Source organism: Halopseudomonas pelagia (assembly GCF_009497895.1).
GTDB lineage: Bacteria > Pseudomonadota > Gammaproteobacteria > Pseudomonadales > Pseudomonadaceae > Halopseudomonas > Halopseudomonas pelagia_A.
This window is the reverse complement of record NZ_CP033116.1, coordinates 1,012,860-1,034,792: the sequence shown is the minus strand read 5'-3', so window position 1 is coordinate 1,034,792 and position 21,933 is coordinate 1,012,860. Positions and strand designations below refer to the sequence as shown.

Below are 21,933 nucleotides of genomic sequence, written 5' to 3'. Positions count from 1 at the left end.
CTTTACATCCTCTTCCATTTATTGCAGCCAGCCGCGAATCGTATCCAGCACCTTATTGGCGCCTTCCTTCAGGCCTTCAGTATCCATCAACGTTTTGCAGCCTGGGCCAGGCAAGGGCTCATAGCCAGAACGGAATGCGGATTGAATCGCACCCGGGCAGCTCTGATCACTGCCGAGACCGGTCGTTTCATCTATCCAGGCCATGACCACGCCAGCAGGCGGGACGTTGGACAAACTGCGTGGATGGGCTTCGCCCATAAACGCATTCCATACCTGCAACGCGCCTGAAGCACCTGTTAGTCGCGTAGGACCGTTATCATCCCTGCCCAGCCAACTCACCGCAACCAGATCATCGGAAAACCCGGCGAACCAGCTATCGCGCAGATCATTGGTGGTACCGGTCTTACCGGCCAGTCTGACATCAGAGGCCACATGGTTGTAGGCCGAGCGGCCAGTACCTTGAGTCATCACCCGGCTCATACCCTCCTGTAACAGATAGATGGTCGCCGGCTCGAAGCGTTGCTGGGTCTCGAACGGATACGGCCGTAACGGCTCACCCTCGGCATCCAGCACATTGCGAATCGACCGCAGCGGCGTACTGTAGCCGCCGGTAGCGATGGTTTGGAACATGTCCGTTACCTGCATCGGGGTCATCGCGCCGGATCCCAACAACATTGCCGGCAAGGGCCGCCAATCATGCTGGACGCCCAGCCGCTCCACGGTTCTCAGCACCTCGGGCACACCAACATCCATACCAATACGCACGGCGGCCTGGTTATAGGAATTGGCCAGAGCCTTGTATAGCGGCACCCAGCCGTGACTGGTACGACCATAGTTCTGCGGCGTCCAGGTTTTGCCGGGCTCGGCCTGCAGCGTGATAGGCGCGTCTTCAACCAGTGTGGTCAACGAATAGCGCTCGGGCTTCTCCAGGGCAGTCAAGTAGATCGCCGGCTTGATCAACGAGCCAATCGGACGCGACGCGTCCAGGGCCCGGTTGAAGCCGGAATAGCGCGGATCCTTGCCGCCCACCAGTGCCAGCACCTCGCCGGCCTGCGCGCTGGTTACCACCATGGCCGCCTCAATCGGTACGTCACCATCAGCAGGACCAAGCCGCTTGACGGTCGACTGCACCGCTTTTTCTGCCTTGTTCTGCAGCAGGGGATCAAAGCTGGTGAAAATGCGCAGACCTTCGCTGGTCAGATCTTCATCCCGATAGTCTTCCTTGAGCTGGCGTTTGACCAGATCCATAAAGGCCGGATAGCTGGTGTCGGCCATGCTGCCGCGCACCGACACATCCAGATCCTGCTTCTGCGCTTCTGCAGCCAGCTCCGGACTGATCATGCCCTGCTCGGCCAACATGCCGATTACCAGATCCCGCCGCGCCTTGGCCCGCTCGGTGTGCCGTCGCGGGTTGTAATAGGAAGGCCCCTTGACCATAGCCACTAGCAACGCGACCTGATGCAGTTGCAGTTCATGCAGCGGCTGAGCGAAGTAATACTGACTGGCCAGGCCAAAACCATGTACGGCGCGGCGCCCATCCTGACCGAGGAACACCTCGTTCAAATAGGCTTCGAGAATTTCTTCCTTGGAATAATGCAACTCCAGCAACACGGCCATGATGGCCTCTGTGCCTTTGCGCAACAGGCTGCGCTCACTGGTAAGGTAGAAGTTCTTCACCAGTTGCTGCGTCAGCGTACTGCCGCCCTGCACTACCCCGCCGGCGACCATGTTCACATACATGGCCCGCGCGATGCCTTTGGGCGACACACCAAAATGCTGGAAATAATCTCTATCTTCGGTAGCAATCAGCGCTTCAACCAGATACGGCGGCGTCTGATCCAGACGCACCAGAATGCGGTCTTCGTTGTGCGCGGGATAGATACCACCGATCATCAACGGCTCCATGCGCGCCATCACCGGGTCGTTGCTACCTGACAGCGCAGCCACTTGGCGTCCGTTGAAACGCACACTCAAGCGTTGCGAGGGCTCCGTGCCTTCGAAGAACTGGAACCCGCGGGTATGTACGTCCACCTGACTTGCTGACGCCGACATCTGCCCCGGCTGACGAACCGCAGACGACGTCCGATAACCCAATGCGGACAGCTCAGTAATAAAGTCATCACGACTCAGTTGCTGGCCGACATACAGCTCCAGCGGCCTGGCGAACACCTTCGCCGGCACAGCCCAGCGCTTACCGGAGAACTTCTCCTGCACCACCGCATCCAGATAAATAGTCAGACCTGCCAACAACACCAATCCGACCAGACCCAACTTGATCATCAGGCCCGACCAGCGACGCCAGAAACCCTGCTTTTTGCTTGCCTTGCGTTTTCTAGCCATATTTCCTTACACCGTAACTTTCATCATTACCCTGGCCGCAACCAGCATGGGACCAATGCCGTCATTAAATGAACTGACACCTGTTCAAGGTTGGACTCTGCTTCACCAACCCGCATAATGCCTCCTTTGCCTGTCAAAGCAAGGATATACCGTGAGCCAGACACTGCTTAAAGCACTGCAGAATCCCGACCTCTATGACCATCCCGTCAGCGGTTTCACCGTGATAGAGACGCATATCTCCTGGGTGCTGCTGACCGGCGACTTCGTCTACAAAATCAAGAAGCCGGTCAATTTCGGCTTTCTCGACTATTCAAGCCTTGAGCAGCGCCAGCACTTCTGTCATGAAGAGGTACGTCTGAACCGTCGCCTGGCGCCAGACCTGTACCTGGGCGTGGTAGCCGTGCATGGCACTGAGACCGCACCCAGTCTCAATAGTGACGGACCGGTTATCGAATATATGGTCAAGACCCGGCAGTTCCAACAGGAAGACCTGCTGGGTAACCTGCAGCGCGCCGGCGCCCTGACCACAGACCATATCGACAGTCTGGCCACCCGACTCGCCAGCTTCCACCTGGAGATTGACCATGCCTCACTGGACAGCCCTTGGGGCGAACCGGAAAAGCTGCATGAGCCGGTGGCCGACAATTTCGTCCATATTCGACCGCTGCTTAGCGAGGCCAGTGACCTGGCGCAACTCGATCAGTTGGAACAGTGGGCGCATACTACCTTCCAACGCCTGATTCCCCAACTGGCACAACGCAAGGCCGAAGGTTTTGTACGTGAGTGTCACGGTGATATCTATCTGGACAATGTCACCCTGATCGACGGGCAAGTGACTCTGTTTGACGGCATCGAGTTCAATGAGGCCTTCCGTTGGACCGATGTGATGGGCGATGTCGCTTTCATGGTCATGGACCTTGAAGACCGCGGCCTGACAAAATTGGCCCAGCGCTTTCTCAATGGTTATCTGGAGCACACCGGCGATTATGCAGGCCTGGCGTTGCTTGACTATTACAAAGCCTACAGAGCGATGGTCCGTGCCAAGGTCGCACTGCTGCGCCTAACCCAGGACGGCGTCAGCGAGGCAGAGCGGCAGGAAGTATTGGACCGGTACCATAGCTACACCGATCTGGCCGAACGTTACACCCATGTGCCACTGCGCTTTGGACTACTGACCCACGGCATCTCCGGTTCAGGTAAAAGCACGGTAGCGCTGCATCTGGTCGAGCAATTAGGCGCAATCCGCATCCGTTCCGACGTCGAACGCAAACGGTTGTTCGGCGCGGAGGGTGGCCGCGGGGTGAATGAGGGGCTTTACGCACCGGAACGCAGCGAGCAAACCTATGCGCGCCTCGCCGGCCTGGCGAGCCAGATTCTGGCTGCAGGTTATCCGGTTATCGTCGATGCCACCAACTTGAAACAGGCTCAGCGCAGCATCCTGCGTCAGGCGGTAGAGGACCAGGGCGCGCCCTGTCTGATTCTGCACTGCGATGCGCCACTGGAGACCATCGAAACCTGGATGCAGAAGCGTCGGGAAGACGGGCGCGATCCATCTGACGGCGACATCGAGATTGCTCGCCAACAAAAGGCGCACACCGAAGAGCTCACCCAGGAAGAACAACCCATCAGCCTGCAGGTAGCCACTGACAGCACAGACAGCATGGCCAAACTGGTTGCGCAATTGCGCCAGCGGTTCTGAACGAGGTATCACGCGGCTTCCCAGCCGCGCTGTGAGTGAGCCCTGGCTGTACGTGCAGGTCAGGGCGCACTACACTCATTCCGGGGACCAATAAAAACAAGCCCGGATCATCTTATGCCAATACCATCACCGACCGTCGTCGGCACCTTTCTGTCTGCCCTGTCCGCTCAACTGCGACTCCTTCCTCTTGTCGGCATTTTGCTGCGCAGCTATTCAGCAGGAGAACGCCATGATCAATGACGAGCTGCTGACCCTGCGTAATCTGGGCAAAACCTCCGCCCAATGGCTGCATGCTACCGGCATTCACAATCGCGACGACCTGAGCCAGCGCGGACCGGTGGGCGCCTATTGCGCGGTGAAAGCGCGCGGCTTCAGGGCGTCGAAGTCACTGATGTTCGCGATTGCGGGGGCGCTGGAAGATGTGCACTGGAATGAACTTGACCCCCAGTACAAGGAACAGTTGCTTGCGCAGCTTGAGCAGCAGCAGGCGGCGCACGAGTCTTCGACCTAAGAAAGGCGACTCAGCTCACATTGCGATACTAGACAGCTTGCCTCCCTGCAACCGGCAATTTATGTTGGCAGTCTCTGGGTGCACTACAGTATCTTATGGCATAGCCGCTGAGTTTACCGGGTGCCTGTCACACCACAGCTGACACCCCGGCAAGGTGGAATAAACATAAAAGGAATTCGTCTATGTACCTTATCGGTGACCAGCCTCCCTACGCTGAAAAGCTTATCAATACCTTGCAGCGTATTCCCGAGCAGTTGCTTCAGGGGTTAGCCCCCTGTGGTCCACCCATTGAGCTCGATGCGGTAGCGGACTTGTACCAGCACATTGGCAACAACCGCATCTATCTGCTGCAAAGCGGCTTGCTGCATGCCGAAATAGAAGACAAACCGATTTTCTACGTCCAGGAAGGCGATTTGATTGGCCTGCGCCAGGGCCTGAACACCGCCCCCTGTACGTACAAGAGTGAAGAGCCGCTGGTGCTGTTGCCGTTTGATCGCGAAGCCCTGTTCAAGCACATCCATGCCAGCAGCCAGCGTCAGGAGCAATTCACCCAATATATTCTTGGCCAGGCGGCATTGATGTCCGATGCGCTCGCGCATAGTCGCCCACCGGAAGTGCGTCCGGTAACAGGCTTTCAACACTTCCCGGCGGGCGCCGAACTGATTCGCCAGGGCGACGATGCCGATCACGTGTTCATCATTACCGAAGGCCATGCCGAAGCCTTCGTTGAAGGCATAAAGGTCGGTGACGTGCAAAAGGATGAGATCTTTGGCGCCATGGCCCTTTTTACCCGGGAAAAGCGCTCGGCCACCGTGACTGCCAGTGCCCCGACCACCGTGATGATGATCCCCAAGGAGCAGTTCCTGGCATTGATGCAGAGCAACCCCCGCATCGCGCATAGCCTGATCGAAAGCATGGCCCGGCGTATTGATCTGATGAACAAGGAACTGACCCACTACAAGCAGGCTGCAAAATAATTCACATTAGCCCTTGACGTGAGAATGAGAATCTATATCATTATCAACAAGTCGTCGCGAGATGACTTGTTGATAACAGCTTGCTCCAAGCGGTTATCTCCTCATCAGGCTAATCACGGATTAGGCCCGCTCACTGAGCGGGCCATTTTTTTGCCTGATCGAAAGGCTGTTTTGCGCCCTCCGCAGAGCGTGTATTACTGATCACCGTCTGAACCCCAGACCTATTCCCATCCCGCACAATAATCCTGCGCCGGCAAAGCCGCGGTCAACCAGACCAGATCAGCCTGCTCGGGCCCAGGTAACGGCTTGCCCGCCTCGACCATGATCAGCGTCAAAGGCGCCTCGGCGTTTGCGTTGCGCCAGTGCAGCGCCAGCCCCAGATCCTTGCGCGCATGTACGCTACCCACCAATATCACTGCGGGCGTGGCTGCGCTGCCGAGCACCTGCGCCATGCGTTGATCGCGCCCCTGCTGCACCGCCAGCATCGCGGGGAAATGCTCCTGCGGCAGGCGGTCACAATGCGATTGGGCAATCATCTCAAGCAGCGCATTACGCGCTTGTTCGTCATAAACATCGCTGTTCGCGGGCGGCTGTTGATATAGGCCGCGTATTTCAGTGTCGGTCAAATTGGCCGCCACCAGTGCATCAGCATGTTTCAACGCCCAACGCACGATCGGCCCGTATAGCGCCCAGTCCCAACCCTCAGCCCAATTCAGGCTGGCCGCCAGCATTTGCGGATCAGGCAAGGCTTTATGCTTTTGCAGTGCCTCTACCGCCGGCTGTTGATCGGCATCGAGCATTTCCAGCGCCACCGTGGCCTGGTCGCGCCGCTGCGCCATAGCCTCCAGCAACCACAGCTGCAACGCGTGGTGGTCCGGATTGTCATGCTGCTCGCCCAGCACCAGATAGTCTGCCTCGGCCAGGCGCGGTAGCAACGTCTGCGGGCTGTGCCATTGGCCGCTGGCGGTATCGAGTATTCGGCCGACGTTAGGTTCATCATGCCCTTGCGGGCTGATCCAATCGGGCAATGTCTGCGCCCCAAGCGCGGGAGCAACGATCAACATCAGCACGGCAACCAAGCGCCGACCCATAAGCACACCTCAAACGATAATCAGTGGACAATTCTGCTGTGGATGTTGCTCGACGCGCACGGCGACGTTGAACACCTGCTGAATGCGAGCCGCCTCAAGTACCTGCCACGGCGACCCCAGCGCCGCCGTGGTTCCGCGATCCAGCATCAGCAGGCGGTCGGCGTAACGCGCGGCCAGATTCAGATCATGCAGCACCAACATCACCGCGCCGCCGCGTTGGGCTACCTGCCGCGCCTGTTCGAGAATCAATTGCTGATGAGCCAGATCCAGGGACGCAGTCGGCTCGTCAAGCAACAGGCAAGCCTGCTCGCCGGCATCCCAAATCTGCGCCAGCACCCGGGCCAGATGTACGCGCTGGCGTTCGCCGCCGGACAATGCCAGGTAGCTGCGACCACGCAAATGCGCCACATCGGCTGCCAGCATCGCTTCGCCAATAATCTGCATATCGCGCTGGCGTCCACTGATATGCGGCAAGCGACCCAGCGCGACGACATCCTCAACACTGAACGCGAATGCCAGAGAAGAGGATTGCGGTAACACCGCAAGACGCCGGGCGCGCTCCAGGGCCGGCCAACTGCCGAGCGCGCGGCCAGCCAGATGAATGCTGCCGCTGAAAGCCGGCAGCTCATTGCTCAGCGTCGCCAACAAGGTGCTTTTACCCGCGCCGTTGGTGCCCAGCACAGCGAGCACTTCACCAGAGCGTAACTCGAAATCGATGCCGCGAAGGATCTCGCAGCCCCCGCGCGCGCAGCTCAGTTGTGTGGCTTGCAGCATTACAAACCTCCCCGACGCTGCGCCCGCAGCAATAGCGCGAGAAAAAACGGCCCACCCAACAGCGACGTAAGAATGCCAATGGGCAACTCGGCGGGGGCTATCACCAGCCTCGCTACGACATCAGCCAATAACAGCAGCGCCGCGCCAAGCAGCATCGATGCGGGTAGAACCCGGCGGTGATCCGGGCCGAGCAACAGCCGCACCAGGTGCGGGACCACCAGCCCGACAAACCCGATCAGCCCCGCCACTGCGACACAGGCGCCAACGCCCAGCGCGGTGAGCAGAATCAGTTCGCGCTTGACCCGCTCCACCTCTATACCCAGATGCCGCGCTTCCGATTCGCCCAGCAGCAACGCATTCAACGCGCGTGCCTGGCGTGGCAGGCGCCAGCCGATCAAGGCGCAGCACAGCGCCAGCACAGCTACTCGCTCGTAGCTGGCTGCGCCCAGACTGCCCATATTCCAGAAGATCAGCGTGCGCAGCATGCGGTCATCGGCGAGGTAGCTCAGCAGCCCGATCAAGGCGCCACTGATGGCCGCAATGGCGATACCAGCGAGCAACATGCTCGCCACCGACGTGCCCTGAGCGGTTTGCCCGAGACGATAGACCAGTAATGTCGTCGCTACTCCGCCAATAAAGGCTCCGGCGACGGTCAGATATGGCAGCAGTGCCTCCGGCAAACCCACCGCCATCCAAGCGCCCAGTACTATCATCAAGGCAGCGCCCAGCGCCGCACCGCTAGACACACCGATCAAGCCCGGATCGGCCAATGGATTACGAAACAGGCCCTGCATGACGGCGCCGGTCAGTGCCAGGGTCGCCCCCACCAGCAAACCCATCAGCGTACGCGGCAAGCGAATCTGTTCGATAATCAGTTGGCTGTCGGCAGGCACTGAAAACGACGCTGAGAACGGCCACAGCATGCTGATTAACGCTTGCAGGCTTTCCAGCAGAGGAATAGCCACGGCACCCAGCGTCAGCGACAGCGCTGTCGCAATCAGCAACAGCACCACCAATATGATCATGATCACCGGTCTTAACCGGGGAGCCGCTTCCATCCGTTACTCCTTTGCGCCTGCAAAATCTGCGCTGATTGTCGGCTTAGATGCGGGACCAATGCCAGCCTCCGTTAATGGAAAGTCACAATCGACACCTGAGCCTGTGCCCGAGCAAAGCTGGCATCCCTCGCCCAGTGTGGCGATAATCAGCCCATGACCCAGCCAATCGACGACTTCTTACCGCAACCCCTGTGCCGTCTGGATGAACTGACCGATCCCGGCAGCAAGGGCCTGATGCACCAGGGTCAGGCCCTTTTTGCCGTACGCCAGGGCGACCAGGTAACTGTGTTCGAAAACCGCTGTCCGCACCGCGGCATTCCGTTGGAATGGGTGCAGGACCAGTTTCTCGATAGCTCGGAACGGCTCATCCAGTGTGCCACCCATGGTGCCCTGTTTCTGCCGGAAAATGGCGAATGTGTAGCCGGCCCCTGCGCGGGGGCTTACCTCACTGCGCGGCCTTGCCATATCAGCAACGGTCACCTGTGGCTGGATTGAGGTCCACCGGCAGTTGCCCCAGCACCTGAAGCCCTGCTGGCGTGGGCTTGATCGACCAGGCGATGATCTCCACCCCCGCCGCTGCGGCCTGACGCAGGCAAGCCCCATATACCGGATCAATCTCGTCCGCCGGGCGGACGTGGGTGATGCCTGAATGCATCACACAGAACAGCAGGCAGGCTCGTCGACCACTGGCCACCACCTCGATCAGCTCCAGCAAATGTTTTTGCCCACGCAAACTGACCGCGTCGGGAAAGGCGCCCAGACCATCACCCAGCGCCAGCGTCACGCTTTTGACCTCGACGACACACTCACCGGGCTCGCTGAGCAGAAAATCGAAGCGGCTAAGCCCTTCAGGCAACTTGACCTCCGGGCGCTGCACGGCAAATCCGGCTAGCGGGGCAATCAGCTCGGCTTTCAACGCCGCAGCCATCACTCGGTTGGCCCGAGCGCTGTGGATGCAGGCCAGTTGGCCGGGAGCGACCTCGACCAACTCCCAAGTACCCGGCAGTTTGCGGCCCGGTTTGTTCTGTATATCAACCCAGACACGGCTGCCAGGCTGCGCACAATTTTTCATCGAGCCGGTATTGGGACAGTGCAGCACCAGCTCGCGGCCGTCGTCCAGCAGGATATCCGCTAGAAAGCGCTTGTAGCGGCGAATCAATATCCCCGGCAGCAGCGGTGCTTCAAAAGGAATCAGCATCCAGGCCACTGCTTGAGCCCGCGCGCGAGACGATCCAACGCCTGACCCAAGCGCTCGACCGAGGCGGTATAAGCGAAGCGCATATGCTGGTTGGAGCGGTAATGCCCAAAATCCAGCCCTGGGGTTACCGCCAGGTACTCGGATTCGATCAGATGCTGGCAGAGCGCATCGCTCTCGCCGCCCAATTGCTGCATATCCGCGTAAAGGTAAAAGGCGCCCTGCGGCGTCACCGGAATCTGAAAGCCCAGATCACGCAGGCCTGGCAACAGAAAATCACGCCGCGCCTGAAAAGCCTCACGGCGTGACTCGCAAATCGCCAGGGTCTCCTCCGTGAATGCGGCCAGGGCAGCTTGCTGGGCCATATGCGGCGCGCAGATATACAGGTTCTGGGCCAGCTTCTCCAGCTCGGGCACCGCCGCTTCAGGCGCTACCAGCCAACCAAGACGCCATCCGGTCATGCCGAAGTACTTGGAGAAGCTGTTGAGCACAAAGGCATCCGGTGCAACTTCAAGCACTGAGCTGGCCTGGCAGCCGTAGGTCAGGCCGTGATAGATCTCATCCACTACCAGGTGACCGCCGAGCCGCCGGGTGGTGTCAGCCATTGCCTTCAGCTCGGCAGCGCTGAGCATGGTGCCGGTCGGATTTGCCGGAGACGCCGCCAGCACTGCGGCGCACTGTGCAGACCAGTGCGCCTCGATCAGCTCCGGCGTCAATTGATAAGCGGTGTCCGGGCCGGTCGGCACCAATCGGGCGCGGGCTTCGACCAGTCGCAGAAAGTGGCGATTACATGGATAAGACGGATCGGCCATCAGCACTTCCTGGCCAGCCTCAACCAGCAAGGCACTAATCAACAGCAGTGCGGCGGAGCCGCCGGGGGTAATCACCACTCGCTCGGGGTTAAGGTCAATGCCATAGCGCGACTTGTAGAGACCGGCGATCGCCTCACGCAGAGCTGGCAAGCCGAGTGCTGAGGTATACCCGGTACAACCGTCGCCCAGCGCGGCCTGGCCAGCGCGAACGATCGGCAGGGGAGTGGAAAAATCCGGCTCACCAATTTCCATATGGATCACATCACGCCCGGCCGCTTCCAGCGCCTTGGCGCGCGCCAGCACCGCCATGACATGAAATGGCTGAATATCGCGACTACGGCCTGCCCACTGTGGCTGACGCATGCTGTTCTCCGCAAAAGCCCGAATCATACCTTCTCGGTCCCGTTCAAGCAGCCTGTTTGAGCCCCATTTAACGGGGCTTGCCAAACATCTGCTCACCTTCTGGCGGCAAACAGTAGCGCGCTTGATCATGTTCTGGTAGTTTTGCCCGCTTGCACGCCAGTGGCTGCACCCTCAGGTCATCTAGACGTAGGCCTGACACAGGACGATCGAGCTAAAAGTGAGGGGTTCTCATGCCCAGCAATGCCAAAGAAAAAAGTTCTATGTTGATTCGCGGGTTTGCGCCCTACAAGGAAAAGAAAGGCGAAGAATATATGAGCGAGCAACAGCTTGCGCATTTCGCCTCGATCCTCAACGGCTGGAAAAAAGAGCTGATGGAGGAAGTGGATCGCACCGTGCATCACATGCAGGATGAAGCCGCCAACTTCCCCGACCCGGCCGACCGCGCCAGTCAGGAAGAAGAGTTCAGCCTCGAGTTGCGCGCACGTGATCGTGAACGCAAGCTGATCAAGAAAATCGATCAGACACTGCAGCGTATCGAGGAAGACGATTACGGCTTCTGCGATTCATGCGGCGTGGAAATCGGCATTCGCCGTCTGGAAGCGCGCCCAACTGCCACCCTGTGCATCGACTGCAAGACGCTTGCAGAGATCAAGGAAAAGCAGGTAGGTAGCTGATCCGTTTTTCGCTACAACCGGCCCTTGCCCGCTTCGGGTAGCAGGCCGGTTGCAGTGATAGACGCCAGGACCGTTTCCGGTCTGGCTCGCTTATCGTATCCCCAGCCAAGGCTGATCTAGCCATGCCGGCAACCTCACCAGCCTACTCTCAAGACGCTGCTCTACCCTATATCGGACGTTTTGCGCCGACCCCAAGCGGCTATCTGCATTTCGGTTCATTGCTGGCTGCGGTGGCCAGCTATCTGGACGCACATCATCGCCAGGGTACCTGGCTGGTCCGGATGGAGGATCTTGATCTGCCGCGCAATAAACCCGGTGCCGCAGAGCATATTCTCGCCACGCTGGCAGCCTTCGGCATGCACCCGCAGGGCGAAGTGTGGGTGCAAAGTGAGCGCCAGCTGCTGTACCAACAACAGATTCAAGCGCTGATCGATCAAGGCCATGCGTATTACTGCGACTGCTCACGTAGCGATCTGGCGCCTTACCAGGGCATCTATCCCGGCACCTGCCGTGACCGCAACCTGCCACCCGCCAAGGATCATGCGGTGCGTATACGCACTGATAATCGTGCTGATGGACATTACAGCTTCGTCGACCGCCTGCAAGGCCACTACAGCCAGCACCTACCCAGCGAACTCGGTGATTTTGTCATCCGCCGGCGCGACGGCATAGTCGCTTATCAGTTGGCCGTGGTCATGGATGATATCGCCCAGGGCGTCACTGACGTGGTCCGCGGTGCCGACCTGCTCGACTCCACGCCGCGCCAACTGCACCTCTACGCACTGCTTGGAGCACGCCCTCCACGCTACTTGCATACACCATTGGTGGTTCGCCAGCAGGGTGAAAAGCTCAGCAAGCGACTCGGTTCCAAACCGCTGGACCCGGCGCTCGCCAGTGTCACGCTGTACCAGGCGCTGGCCGCATTGTATCAAGCGCCGCCGGCCGAGCTGCACGGTGCACCCCCCGCCGAGCAACTGGCATGGGGCGCCGCGCACTGGGATCCTTCGCGCCTGCCTGTCACGCGCGAGATTCTTCAGGATCAACTGCCCGCTGTCTGACCGAAGCCACTGCTGGCCCTTGGCAAGCCTTCAGCGGCTGATTAACCTAGTGCATTATTCGCCGGCACAAGGCACCATGTCCGGCGCGCGCCAGCACTGAATTGCAGCGCACATACTGCCCCGAAACGACGGAAGCCCATGTACATCTACCGCCTGGTACTGCTGTTGGTGATTGGCATCTACCTGTTCTCCCCAGCCATCATGGACTGGTGGATCGAACCACAGGGTGCCTGGTACCGTCCCTACGTCCTCTGGCTGATTCTGATCATTGCCGGCATTCTTCTACAGAGTCCGAAAGATGCCGACGAGCTTTGACCTAAGCCATTTACTGCTGATCAGCATCCTCTACCTGATGACGCTGTTCGGCGTTGCCTGGGTAACCGAGCGGGGTCTGCTGCCACGGGCATTGATGAGCCACCCGGCGGTGTACACCCTGTCGCTGGGTGTTTACGCCAGTGCCTGGGCGTTCTACGGCACCGTCGGCCTGGCCTATCAGTACGGCTATGGCTTTCTGACCTATTACCTGGGCGTTTGCGGCGCGTTCTTGCTGGCCCCGGTACTGCTCAGCCCGATTTTGCGCATTACCCGCACCTATCAGCTCTCGTCACTCGCCGACCTGTTTGCGTTCCGTTTTCGCAGCACCCTGGCTGGCACGCTGACGACGATATTCATGTTGATCGGCGTTCTGCCACTGCTGGCGCTGCAGATCCAGGCGGTGGCCGATTCGGTACAGATCCTGACGCAGGAATCCGGTCAGAACTCCGTGGCGCTGGGCTTCTGCGTGCTGATTACCCTGTTTGCCATCCTGTTCGGCGCCCGGCACATCTCCACCCGGGAAAAACATGAAGGCCTGGTGATCGCGATTGCTTTTGAGTCGCTGGTCAAACTGATCGCCATCGGCGCAGTTGGCCTCTACGCACTCTATGGCGTCTTCGGTGGCCCGGCAGGACTGGAAACCTGGCTGACCAACAACCAGCAAGCGTTGACCACCTTGCATACGCCCTTGCAGGAAGGCCCCTGGCGCACCTTGCTGCTGGTGTTTTTTGCCGCTGCGATCGTTATGCCACACATGTATCACATGGCCTTTACCGAGAATATCAATCCGCGCTCAATGGCCGTGGCCAGTTGGGGGCTGCCGCTGTTTCTGTTGCTGATCAGCCTGGCGGTCCCGCCGATTCTCTGGGCTGGCTTGCACCTTAACGTACCAACCAATCCCGAATACTTCACCCTCGGACTGGGCGTGGCCGCGGGCGCGGACTGGCTCACGTTGCTGGCATTTATCGGCGGACTGTCTGCCGCCAGCGGCCTGATAATCGTGGTCACCCTGGCGCTGTCCGGCATGGTCCTCAACCATCTGGTACTGCCGGTGTACCAACCCAGTGCCGACAACAACATCTACCGCTGGCTACTCTGGACCCGGCGCACACTGATCGCTGCCATCATCATGGCCAGCTACGGCTTCTATCGCCTGCTGGGTGCCGAGCAGGACCTGGCCAATCTGGGTATCGCTTCCTTCGTCGCAACGGTACAGTTTCTGCCCGGAGCGCTGTCGGTACTCTACTGGCCACAGGCGAATCGCCGTGGCTTTATTGGCGGCCTGATCGCCGGCATGCTGGTCTGGTGCCTGACCTTGCTGCTGCCTCTGGTTACCGAACTGACCGGGGTCCAGCTGTTCGGGCAGGCGCTCAGTTTCAACGCCGACACCTGGCATCTGGCGGCGATCGCTTCACTGGCGGCAAACATCTTTGTGTTTACCACAGTGTCACTGTTTACCCAGCGCTCCAGTGAAGAACGCAGTGCCGCCGAAGCGTGCTCGGTAGATAACGTCAGCCGTCCGCAACGCATGGAGCTGTTGGCCAATTCCCCCCAGGAGTTCGCTCAGCAGTTAGCCAAGCCGCTGGGTAACAAAACCGCTCAGCAAGAGGTCGAGCAAGCGCTGCGCGACCTGCAATTGCCCTTTGATGAGCGAAGGCCTTACGCGTTGCGGCGTCTGCGCGATCGGCTGGAAGCTAACCTGTCCGGGCTGATGGGCCCGGCTGTAGCCCAGGACATTATCGAAACCTTCCTGCCGTTCAAACTGGCGCGCGAAGGTTACGTTACCGAAGACATTCACTTTATCGAAAACCGCCTTGAGGACTACCACTCGCGGCTGACCGGCCTGGCGGCTGAACTGGACGCGTTGCGCCGCTACCACCGGCAAACCTTGCAGGACTTGCCCATGGGCGTCTGCTCGCTGGCCAAGGACAACGAAGTATTAATGTGGAATCGCGCCATGCAGGCGTTGACCGGGATCGACGCTGAAACGGTGATCGGCTCGCGTCTGAGCAATCTGCCCGAGCCCTGGAATGAACTGCTTGAACGCTTTGTCGCCGACCAGTCCGCGCACCTGCACAAGCAGAAATTGCTGGTCAACGGTCATACCCAATGGCTCAACCTGCACAAAGCGGCGATCGACGAACCGGGCAATAATGCCTCCAGTGGGTTGGTGCTGCTGATCGAAGACCAGACTGAAACGCGCATGCTCGAAGATGAGCTGATGCACTCCGAGCGCCTGGCTTCCATTGGTCGGCTGGCTGCCGGTGTGGCGCACGAGATCGGCAACCCGGTAACCGGCATCGCCTGTCTGGCGCAGAATCTGCGAGAGGAGTCTGATCAGCCGGAAGCGCGGGAAATGGCTGAACAGGTGATCGAACAGACCCACCGCATCTCGCGTATTGTGCAATCGCTGGTCAACTTTGCGCATGTCGGCAGCCGCCACAACAACGCCAATGATGAAGTCGATCTGGCGGCCTGCACCAACGAGGCGATACATCTGTTGTCACTCAACCGGCAGGGCCCGGAAGTGATTTATGTTAACCTGTGCCATCCGGACCATGTCGCCGCCGGTGATAGCCAACGATTGGTACAAGTGCTGATCAACCTGCTTGGCAACGCGCGGGACGCCAGCAGCAACGGTGATCGCATCACCGTCTCCACCCAACAGAACGAGCATCAGGTCCTGCTAATGGTCGAGGATCAAGGCAGTGGCATAGACAAAGCCATCATGGATCGACTATTCGAGCCCTTCTTCACTACCAAGCAACCAGGGACAGGAACAGGGCTCGGATTGGCACTGGTCTACTCGATTATCGAAGAGCACTATGGGCAGATCACCGTGGATAGTCCGGCAGATCCAACTCTCAAGCGTGGCACCCGCTTTACCGTAACGCTGCCGCGCTACAGCGTATTGAGCACCGGTGCGAGTGCCTGACCCCTGGGTTCAGGCCTGCACCGCACGAGGTAACTATGTCGCATATCCTGGTAGTTGAAGACGAAGCCATTATTCGCTCCGCCCTGCGCCGCCTGTTAGAGCGTCACCAGTATCAAGTCAGCGAAGCTGGCTCCGTAGGCGAAGCCGTTGAGCGCTACGACCTGAACAGTTTTGACCTGATCGTCAGCGACCTGCGCCTGCCCGGCGAGCCCGGCACGGAAATGATCCGTAAAGCGCCGGACACACCAGTGCTGATCATGACCAGCTATGCGAGCCTGCGCTCGGCGGTGGACTCGATGAAGCTCGGCGCGGTGGACTATATCGCCAAACCCTTCGATCACGAGGAAATGCTCCAGGCCGTCGCACGCATCATCAACGACAGCCAGGCGCGGCGGACTCAGGCACCGAGTATCGGCAATCCGGAGAGCAGAAACAGCAGCAAAGAGCCTGCCCAGGTCGCCACCGGCAGTGGCCATTCGATGGGCATCATCGGCTCTTGTGCGCCCATGCAAACGCTGTTCAAGCGCATCAATAAAGTAGCACCCACCGACTCCACCGTGCTGATTCAAGGTGAGTCCGGCACCGGCAAGGAACTGGTGGCGCGGGCGCTGCACGAGAACTCGCGGCGCGCCAAGGCACCAATGATTTCGGTCAACTGCGCCGCCATTCCGGAAACGCTGATTGAATCCGAACTCTTCGGGCATGAAAAAGGCGCCTTTACCGGCGCCACTGCAGGCCGCACTGGGCTGGTAGAAGCCGCCGATGGCGGTACGCTGTTCCTCGATGAAATCGGCGAACTGCCTCTAGAGGCTCAGGCCCGGCTGTTGCGCGTATTGCAGGAAGGTGAAATTCGCCGGGTCGGCTCGGTGCAATCGCACAAGGTTAACGTACGCCTGGTCGCAGCCACGCACCGCGACCTGAAGACCCTGGCCCGTCAGGGCCTGTTTCGTGAAGATTTATTCTACCGGCTGAATGTCATTGAACTGCGTCTGCCGCCGCTGCGCGAACGCGGCGAAGATGTCATGTTGATTGCCCAAGCCCTGCTCAAGCGCGCGGGCGACAAGATGAACCAGCAAGGTATGCACTTCACCGAAGCGGCCATGCACGCGATTCGCCTGCATACCTGGCCCGGCAACGTGCGCGAACTGGAAAACGCCGTTGAGCGTGCGGCAATACTCTGCGACGAAGACGCCATCACACCCGACCTGCTGGGCATAGAGCTGGATCTGGAGCACGAACGTGCCTCCCAGGCCGCCAACGCCCTGGAAACCATGCAGCACACCGACAGTGTCAGTCATGAACCCACCGAAGACTTGTCACTGGAAGACTACTTCCAGCATTTCGTGCTCGAGCACCAGGAGCACATGACCGAAACCGAGCTGGCCAACAAGCTCGGCATCAGTCGCAAATGCCTGTGGGAGCGCCGCCAACGGCTGGGCATTCCACGCAAGAAAACCGCCAATTCCTGATGCCGCAGAGCGGCATCAAAAGCGCGCAGTAGACGCAGTGCTGGCAAAAAATCGGAGAATGTTACCTGTTACCCCCCATCCGCCCCGCGCAACTGTTACCGCAAATGCCAACCCCGTAACACTTCAGCGGGTTGATAGGTAACGAATCCTCTCGCAGGCAGCGATACAGAAATTCCGCAAATTCATCAACCCCTTGTTTTAAAACACATTTCAAATGTTGGCACGGCAAATGCTTTATATCTGGCATAACAACAATAAAAACCAAGCAAACATAATAAAAATAAAATCTGACTACACACATAATAAAAATAAAACGTGCGAGTCGTAGCAAACTGATTTTTTTGGAGAATGTGTCTCCCCCTCTGCGAACAGGAAGTTCGATTGGACAGAGAACAATAAAAGTTGCTTGAGCAACCGGACAGTCCAATGCCAATGATAGGCCTGAGCAGGATAATAAGCTTCCAAAGCAATCCGTTTGTTTTTGGATAACCCGGGAGGGTTGGTCACAGGGCGACACTGTCGCCTCTGCCTAACAAAAACAAATGCTCGTAATAATAAAAATAAGAAATCTATTAGGGGGAGTGATCTACTCCCCTTGAGCTTTATTTTGTTTTGCCCTCGTTTTTCTTTCGTACTTCCCTGCAGCACCTCCAACTAAGCATCCCTGACGATAGTCCGCTGCCGATCTCGCACGCTGATATTCGCTTATAATTCAATTTCCGCGCCAATCAGGCTAGAATGCCCTTCATTCAAGTCAGGCAATCGGCTGCCATAGGCACAAACGCTGCTTCCAGCGATATGCTCTTCAGTGATTTTTCCCTGACATTAATGCTACTTTCAGCGCAAAAACGTGCGACTGGATAAGCCGGTGGAAAGCCTGACCCTATGATTCGCAAGCTGTTGAAAAAACTCCCTACCCCCTTCGGCCGCGCGGCCCACAGGCGCACGACGCCTTCGGTTATTCCCGCCAGCCAACATAATCTGCGCCGAGAGCGCATCAGCAAAAATGCTGTGAACGTGGTCGAACGCCTGCAGCAGGCGGGTTACCAGGCTTTCGTTGTGGGCGGCTGTGTGCGCGACTCGCTACTGGATATGACGCCGAAGGATTTCGACGTGGCTACCAGTGCTACGCCGGAGCAGGTACGCGCAACCTTCCGCAACGCGCGGCTGATCGGCCGTCGCTTCAAGCTGGTTCACGTGCACTTCGGGCGCGAAATCATCGAGGTGGCGACCTTCCGCGCCAGCCATGCTGACGACGCCGAAACCGGTCTGGCCCAGGGCGATGAAAAATCCCGCCAAAGCGAATCCGGCCGGCTGCTACGCGACAACGTCTACGGCAGCTTCGAGGACGACGCCCAGCGCCGCGACTTCACCATCAATGCCTTGTATTACGACGTCACTAGCGGGCACATCCACGACTACGCCAATGGCATGCATGACATCCGTGAGCGGCAAATTCGCTTGATCGGCGATCCGCAACAACGCTATCAGGAAGACCCTGTGCGCATGCTGCGTGCCGTGCGCTTTGCCGCCAAGCTGGACTTCGAGATAGAGCAGCACTCCGCCGCACCGATACCGGACATGGCCGATCTGCTGTTCGATATCCCCGCCGCACGTCTGTTCGATGAATCGCTGAAGCTGTTAATGAGCGGCCAGGGGGTTAAAACCTTCGACCTGTTGCACTATTACTATCTGTTCGAGCCGCTGTTTCCGGCCACCGAGGAAGCCATCGAGCAGAACCCCGATTATAGCCTGGCACTTATTCGTCAGGCGTTGGCCAATACCGATGATCGCATCCGTGAAGGCCGACCGGTGACCCCCGCGTTTTTGTTTGCCGCATTGCTGTGGCCGGCTCTGGCGCCACGCATCAAGGCCCTGGAAGATCAGGGCGTGCCGACCATACCTGCCCAACAGCAGGCAGCGCAGGATCTGATTACCGAGCAATGTCAGCACATCGCCATTCCCAAGCGTTTCAGTGTGCCCCTGCGCGAGATATGGGATATGCAGCCGCGTCTGGAAAGACGCAGTGGCCGACGCGCCGATCAGTTGCTTGAGCATCCACGCTTTCGTGCCGCTTACGATTTCCTGCTACTGCGCGAAAGTGCAGGCGAAGATACCGAAGGGCTGGGCCGCTGGTGGACGCGCTATCAGGAAGTCGGTGAAGACCAGCGACGCAAGATGATCGCCGAACTGGGTGACAAGGCCACCGGCCCCAAGCGCTCGCGCAACAAGCGCAAACGCAAGCCCAGGACTGCCGCCGACTCATGAGCGTGCGATGCTACATCGGCCTGGGCAGCAATCAAGCTGAGCCAGCCGAGCAGATCCGGCGTGCCTGCGCTGCCCTCGCGGCGTTGCCGCAAACTCGGCTTGCAGCCTGCTCCAGGCTGTACAGCAGCGCGCCCATGGGTCCACAGGACCAACCAGGCTATATCAATGCTGTAGCGCTGCTGACGACCGGCCTGCCAGCCTTGGCGCTACTGGACGAGCTGCAGCGCATCGAGCTGGAGCAAGGCCGGCAACGCAAGGCTGAACGCTGGGGGCCGCGCACTCTGGATCTGGATATATTGCTGTATGGCGACCAGCAGATCCGCGTCGAGCGGCTGCAAGTCCCGCATTACCATATGCATGCCCGCGCCTTTGTACTCTACCCTCTGGCGGAGCTGGAACCGGACCTGATTCTCCCCGATGGCAGCGCATTGCAGACCTGGCTGGCAAATTGCCCTGCCGAAGGCTTGCAACCCCTTGCCGACCAGCGCGCACAAGGGTAAAAGATGACTCGCAACCCGACACCAGGGCATCAGGACTATACTCACCACCAGGTGGATGGAACCCTGAGCCGCATCAGTGAGCTGATCAGCGCCCCGATAGATTTGCGCTGTGACGCAATCCGGCCGCACCCTACATTCACGACGCCTCGAAGAGGCCGCACCAGTGGAATCTGCCATGCCTGACGTAACCCTGACAACGCTGAACAAGCTCAAGCAGAACGGCGAAAAAATCACCTGTCTGACCGCCTACGATGCTACCTTCACAAAACTGGTCAATGAAGCCGGAGTGGAAGTCATACTGGTGGGCGACTCACTGGGGATGGTGCTGCAGGGGCACGACAGCACCCTGCCGGTCAGCGTGGAAGATATGGCTTACCACACCCGGGCGGTAAAGCGCGGGAACAGCAGCGCCTTTATCATGGCCGACCTGCCGTTCATGTCCTATGCCACCGTCGAGCAGGCGCTGCGCAGCGGCGCTGCCCTGATGCAGGCTGGCGCACATATGGTCAAGCTTGAAGGCGCTGGCTGGCTAGCTGAAACCATTCGTACCCTGGCCAATAATGGCGTGCCCGTATGCGCGCACATGGGCCTCACGCCACAGGCGGTCAATCTGCTCGGCGGCTACAAGGTTCAGGGCCGGCTGGACGCCCAGGCCCAGGCCATGCTGGATGATGCCAAAGCCCTGGAAGCCGCCGGTGCCAGCATGCTGTTGCTGGAGTGCGTGCCCAGCACGCTGGCCAACGCGATCACCCAAGCGGTATCTGTGCCGGTTATCGGCATTGGCGCTGGCAGTGGCACCGACGGCCAGGTGCTGGTCATACACGACATGCTCGGCCTGACTCGCGGCCACCGTCAGCCCCGTTTCGTGAAAAACTTCATGCTGGATCAGCAGGATGTTCCAGCCGCCCTGCGCGCCTATGTCGATGCCGTCAAGCGTGTAGAGTTTCCCGCAGCCGAAAACGAGTTCTGAACAGATGAACACCCTGCACAGCATTGCGCAATTGCGCGCAGCCCTGAGTCGTGCCCGCCAGGATGGTAAGCGCATCGGTCTGGTGCCCACCATGGGCAACTTGCATGCCGGCCATATCACCCTGGTGGAGAAGGCCCGGCAGCGTACCGATTTCGTGGTGGTGAGCATTTTCGTCAACCCGTTGCAGTTTGCCGCGGGTGAAGATCTGGAGAGCTACCCGCGCACGCTGGAAGCCGACCAGCGCAAGTTGCTCGACGCGGGCGCGCATCTGGTGTTCGCACCCAACGTCAAGGAAATGTACCCCCGCGGCATGGACGGACATACCCGGATCAGCGTCCCGGTCGTCTCCGAAGGCCTGTGCGGCGCCAGCCGTCCTGGGCATTTCGAAGGGGTAGCCACCGTGGTCAGCAAACTGCTGAATATCGTCCAGCCGGATCTGGCGGTGTTCGGTCAGAAGGACTTTCAACAGTTGGCCGTGATCCGCAAGATGGCTCAGGACCTGTGCTTGCCGGTGCAGATCATGGGCGAGCCAACGGTGCGCGCTGAAGACGGCCTGGCGCTGTCCTCACGCAACGGTTATCTGAGCGAAGCCGAACGGCAACTGGCACCGCAGCTGTATAAAACCCTGCAATCCATCGCCAGTGAAATCCAGAGCGGCCAGCGCGATTATCCCGCGCTGATCGAGCGCGCCCGCCAACAGCTGGAAACCCAGGGCCTGCGCGCCGACTACCTGGACCTGCGCGACGCTATCAGCCTCGAACCGGTTAACGCCCAGACCACCGACATGGTTGCCCTTGCGGCGGCGTATGTGGGCAAGACGCGCCTGATCGACAATCTGCATTTCGAATTGAAGTAGCGCTTCCCCCCTCTCCAGCTCTCCTTGCCCCTACCCCGCCGTGCGTTGAAAAACGCCCGGTGGGCAGG

At 59.2% G+C, this 21,933-nt stretch carries 19 protein-coding genes; 13 read left to right on the top strand and 6 right to left on the bottom strand.

The window, feature by feature from the left end; genetic code table 11:
• Nucleotides 1-18 precede the first annotated feature (18 nt).
• Complete coding sequence (gene mrcB, locus EAO82_RS04920; RefSeq protein ID WP_143520377.1) at nucleotides 19-2,340, bottom strand: penicillin-binding protein 1B; 2,322 nt, start codon at nucleotides 2,338-2,340, stop codon at nucleotides 19-21.
• A 151-nt stretch (nucleotides 2,341-2,491) separates the two neighbouring features.
• Here mrcB and EAO82_RS04915 point away from each other — a divergent pair, with 151 nt between their 5' ends.
• The 3 genes from EAO82_RS04915 (at nucleotide 2,492) to EAO82_RS04905 (ending at nucleotide 5,527) form a co-directional block, all read left to right on the top strand.
• A complete protein-coding gene (locus EAO82_RS04915) occupies nucleotides 2,492-4,039 on the top strand; it encodes an AAA family ATPase (RefSeq protein WP_096347921.1) in 1,548 nt (515 codons plus the stop codon).
• A 232-nt stretch (nucleotides 4,040-4,271) separates the two neighbouring features.
• The gene (locus tag EAO82_RS04910; protein WP_096347935.1) at nucleotides 4,272-4,550 is read left to right on the top strand and encodes a TfoX/Sxy family protein; all 279 of its coding nucleotides are present in this window, start codon (nucleotides 4,272-4,274) and stop codon (nucleotides 4,548-4,550) included.
• Nucleotides 4,551-4,732: 182 nt separating this feature from the next.
• Nucleotides 4,733-5,527, top strand: coding sequence for a cyclic nucleotide-binding domain-containing protein (locus EAO82_RS04905; RefSeq protein ID WP_096347920.1), 795 nt, complete (start codon nucleotides 4,733-4,735; stop codon nucleotides 5,525-5,527).
• Nucleotides 5,528-5,748: 221 nt separating this feature from the next.
• Here EAO82_RS04905 and EAO82_RS04900 read toward each other — a convergent pair whose 3' ends face one another.
• From EAO82_RS04900 to EAO82_RS04890, 3 genes are read right to left on the bottom strand one after another with little or no spacing between them, the layout of a single operon-like run.
• Nucleotides 5,749-6,618 carry a ChaN family lipoprotein gene (locus tag EAO82_RS04900; protein WP_096347919.1) on the bottom strand — a complete coding sequence of 290 codons (870 nt, stop codon included), beginning with the start codon at nucleotides 6,616-6,618 and terminating at the stop codon, nucleotides 5,749-5,751.
• A 9-nt stretch (nucleotides 6,619-6,627) separates the two neighbouring features.
• Nucleotides 6,628-7,392 carry a heme ABC transporter ATP-binding protein gene (locus EAO82_RS04895; protein ID WP_096347918.1) on the bottom strand — a complete coding sequence of 255 codons (765 nt, stop codon included), beginning with the start codon at nucleotides 7,390-7,392 and terminating at the stop codon, nucleotides 6,628-6,630.
• The gene (locus tag EAO82_RS04890) at nucleotides 7,392-8,450 is read right to left on the bottom strand and encodes a FecCD family ABC transporter permease (protein ID WP_096347917.1); all 1,059 of its coding nucleotides are present in this window, start codon (nucleotides 8,448-8,450) and stop codon (nucleotides 7,392-7,394) included. The genes EAO82_RS04895 and EAO82_RS04890 overlap by 1 nt, the downstream gene beginning before the upstream one ends.
• Before the next feature lie 153 nt (nucleotides 8,451-8,603).
• Here EAO82_RS04890 and EAO82_RS04885 point away from each other — a divergent pair, with 153 nt between their 5' ends.
• Nucleotides 8,604-8,945: a Rieske (2Fe-2S) protein gene (locus EAO82_RS04885; RefSeq protein ID WP_096347916.1), complete on the top strand. Its 342-nt coding sequence runs from the start codon at nucleotides 8,604-8,606 to the stop codon at nucleotides 8,943-8,945.
• Here EAO82_RS04885 and sfsA read toward each other — a convergent pair.
• Complete coding sequence (gene sfsA / locus EAO82_RS04880; RefSeq protein ID WP_410402951.1) at nucleotides 8,917-9,648, bottom strand: DNA/RNA nuclease SfsA; 732 nt, start codon at nucleotides 9,646-9,648, stop codon at nucleotides 8,917-8,919. The two genes, EAO82_RS04885 and sfsA, sit on opposite strands and share 29 nt — an antisense overlap.
• A complete protein-coding gene (locus EAO82_RS04875) occupies nucleotides 9,642-10,820 on the bottom strand; it encodes a pyridoxal phosphate-dependent aminotransferase (protein ID WP_096347933.1) in 1,179 nt (392 codons plus the stop codon). The genes sfsA and EAO82_RS04875 overlap by 7 nt, the downstream gene beginning before the upstream one ends.
• 230 nt (nucleotides 10,821-11,050) lie before the next feature.
• Between EAO82_RS04875 and dksA the strand changes: the two genes are divergently transcribed.
• The 9 genes from dksA (at nucleotide 11,051) to panC (ending at nucleotide 21,865) form a co-directional block, all read left to right on the top strand.
• The gene (dksA, locus tag EAO82_RS04870; protein ID WP_096347915.1) at nucleotides 11,051-11,494 is read left to right on the top strand and encodes an RNA polymerase-binding protein DksA; all 444 of its coding nucleotides are present in this window, start codon (nucleotides 11,051-11,053) and stop codon (nucleotides 11,492-11,494) included.
• A 122-nt stretch (nucleotides 11,495-11,616) separates the two neighbouring features.
• Nucleotides 11,617-12,552, top strand: a complete 936-nt coding sequence (gluQRS, locus tag EAO82_RS04865) for a tRNA glutamyl-Q(34) synthetase GluQRS (protein WP_096347914.1) — start codon at nucleotides 11,617-11,619, stop codon at nucleotides 12,550-12,552.
• Between the two features lie 138 nt (nucleotides 12,553-12,690).
• Entirely contained in the window at nucleotides 12,691-12,867 is a 177-nt protein-coding gene (locus EAO82_RS04860; protein ID WP_022964510.1) for a hypothetical protein, read from the top strand.
• Entirely contained in the window at nucleotides 12,851-15,802 is a 2,952-nt protein-coding gene (locus EAO82_RS04855) for a sensor histidine kinase (RefSeq protein ID WP_096347913.1), read from the top strand. Before EAO82_RS04860 ends, EAO82_RS04855 begins: the two co-directional genes overlap by 17 nt.
• A gap of 35 nt (nucleotides 15,803-15,837) precedes the next feature.
• Nucleotides 15,838-17,271 carry a sigma-54-dependent transcriptional regulator gene (locus EAO82_RS04850; RefSeq protein WP_096347912.1) on the top strand — a complete coding sequence of 478 codons (1,434 nt, stop codon included), beginning with the start codon at nucleotides 15,838-15,840 and terminating at the stop codon, nucleotides 17,269-17,271.
• Between the two features lie 885 nt (nucleotides 17,272-18,156).
• Nucleotides 18,157-19,539 (top strand): polynucleotide adenylyltransferase PcnB, encoded by a 1,383-nt coding sequence (locus EAO82_RS04845; RefSeq protein ID WP_096347911.1) that lies wholly within the window; start codon nucleotides 18,157-18,159, stop codon nucleotides 19,537-19,539.
• Nucleotides 19,536-20,039 (top strand): 2-amino-4-hydroxy-6-hydroxymethyldihydropteridine diphosphokinase, encoded by a 504-nt coding sequence (gene folK / locus EAO82_RS04840; protein WP_096347910.1) that lies wholly within the window; start codon nucleotides 19,536-19,538, stop codon nucleotides 20,037-20,039. The genes EAO82_RS04845 and folK overlap by 4 nt, the downstream gene beginning before the upstream one ends.
• A 175-nt stretch (nucleotides 20,040-20,214) precedes the next feature.
• Nucleotides 20,215-21,009 carry a 3-methyl-2-oxobutanoate hydroxymethyltransferase gene (gene panB / locus EAO82_RS04835; protein WP_096347909.1) on the top strand — a complete coding sequence of 265 codons (795 nt, stop codon included), beginning with the start codon at nucleotides 20,215-20,217 and terminating at the stop codon, nucleotides 21,007-21,009.
• Nucleotides 21,010-21,013: 4 nt separating this feature from the next.
• Nucleotides 21,014-21,865 carry a pantoate--beta-alanine ligase gene (gene panC, locus EAO82_RS04830; protein WP_096347908.1) on the top strand — a complete coding sequence of 284 codons (852 nt, stop codon included), beginning with the start codon at nucleotides 21,014-21,016 and terminating at the stop codon, nucleotides 21,863-21,865.
• The last annotated feature ends 68 nt before the right edge of the window (nucleotides 21,866-21,933 follow it).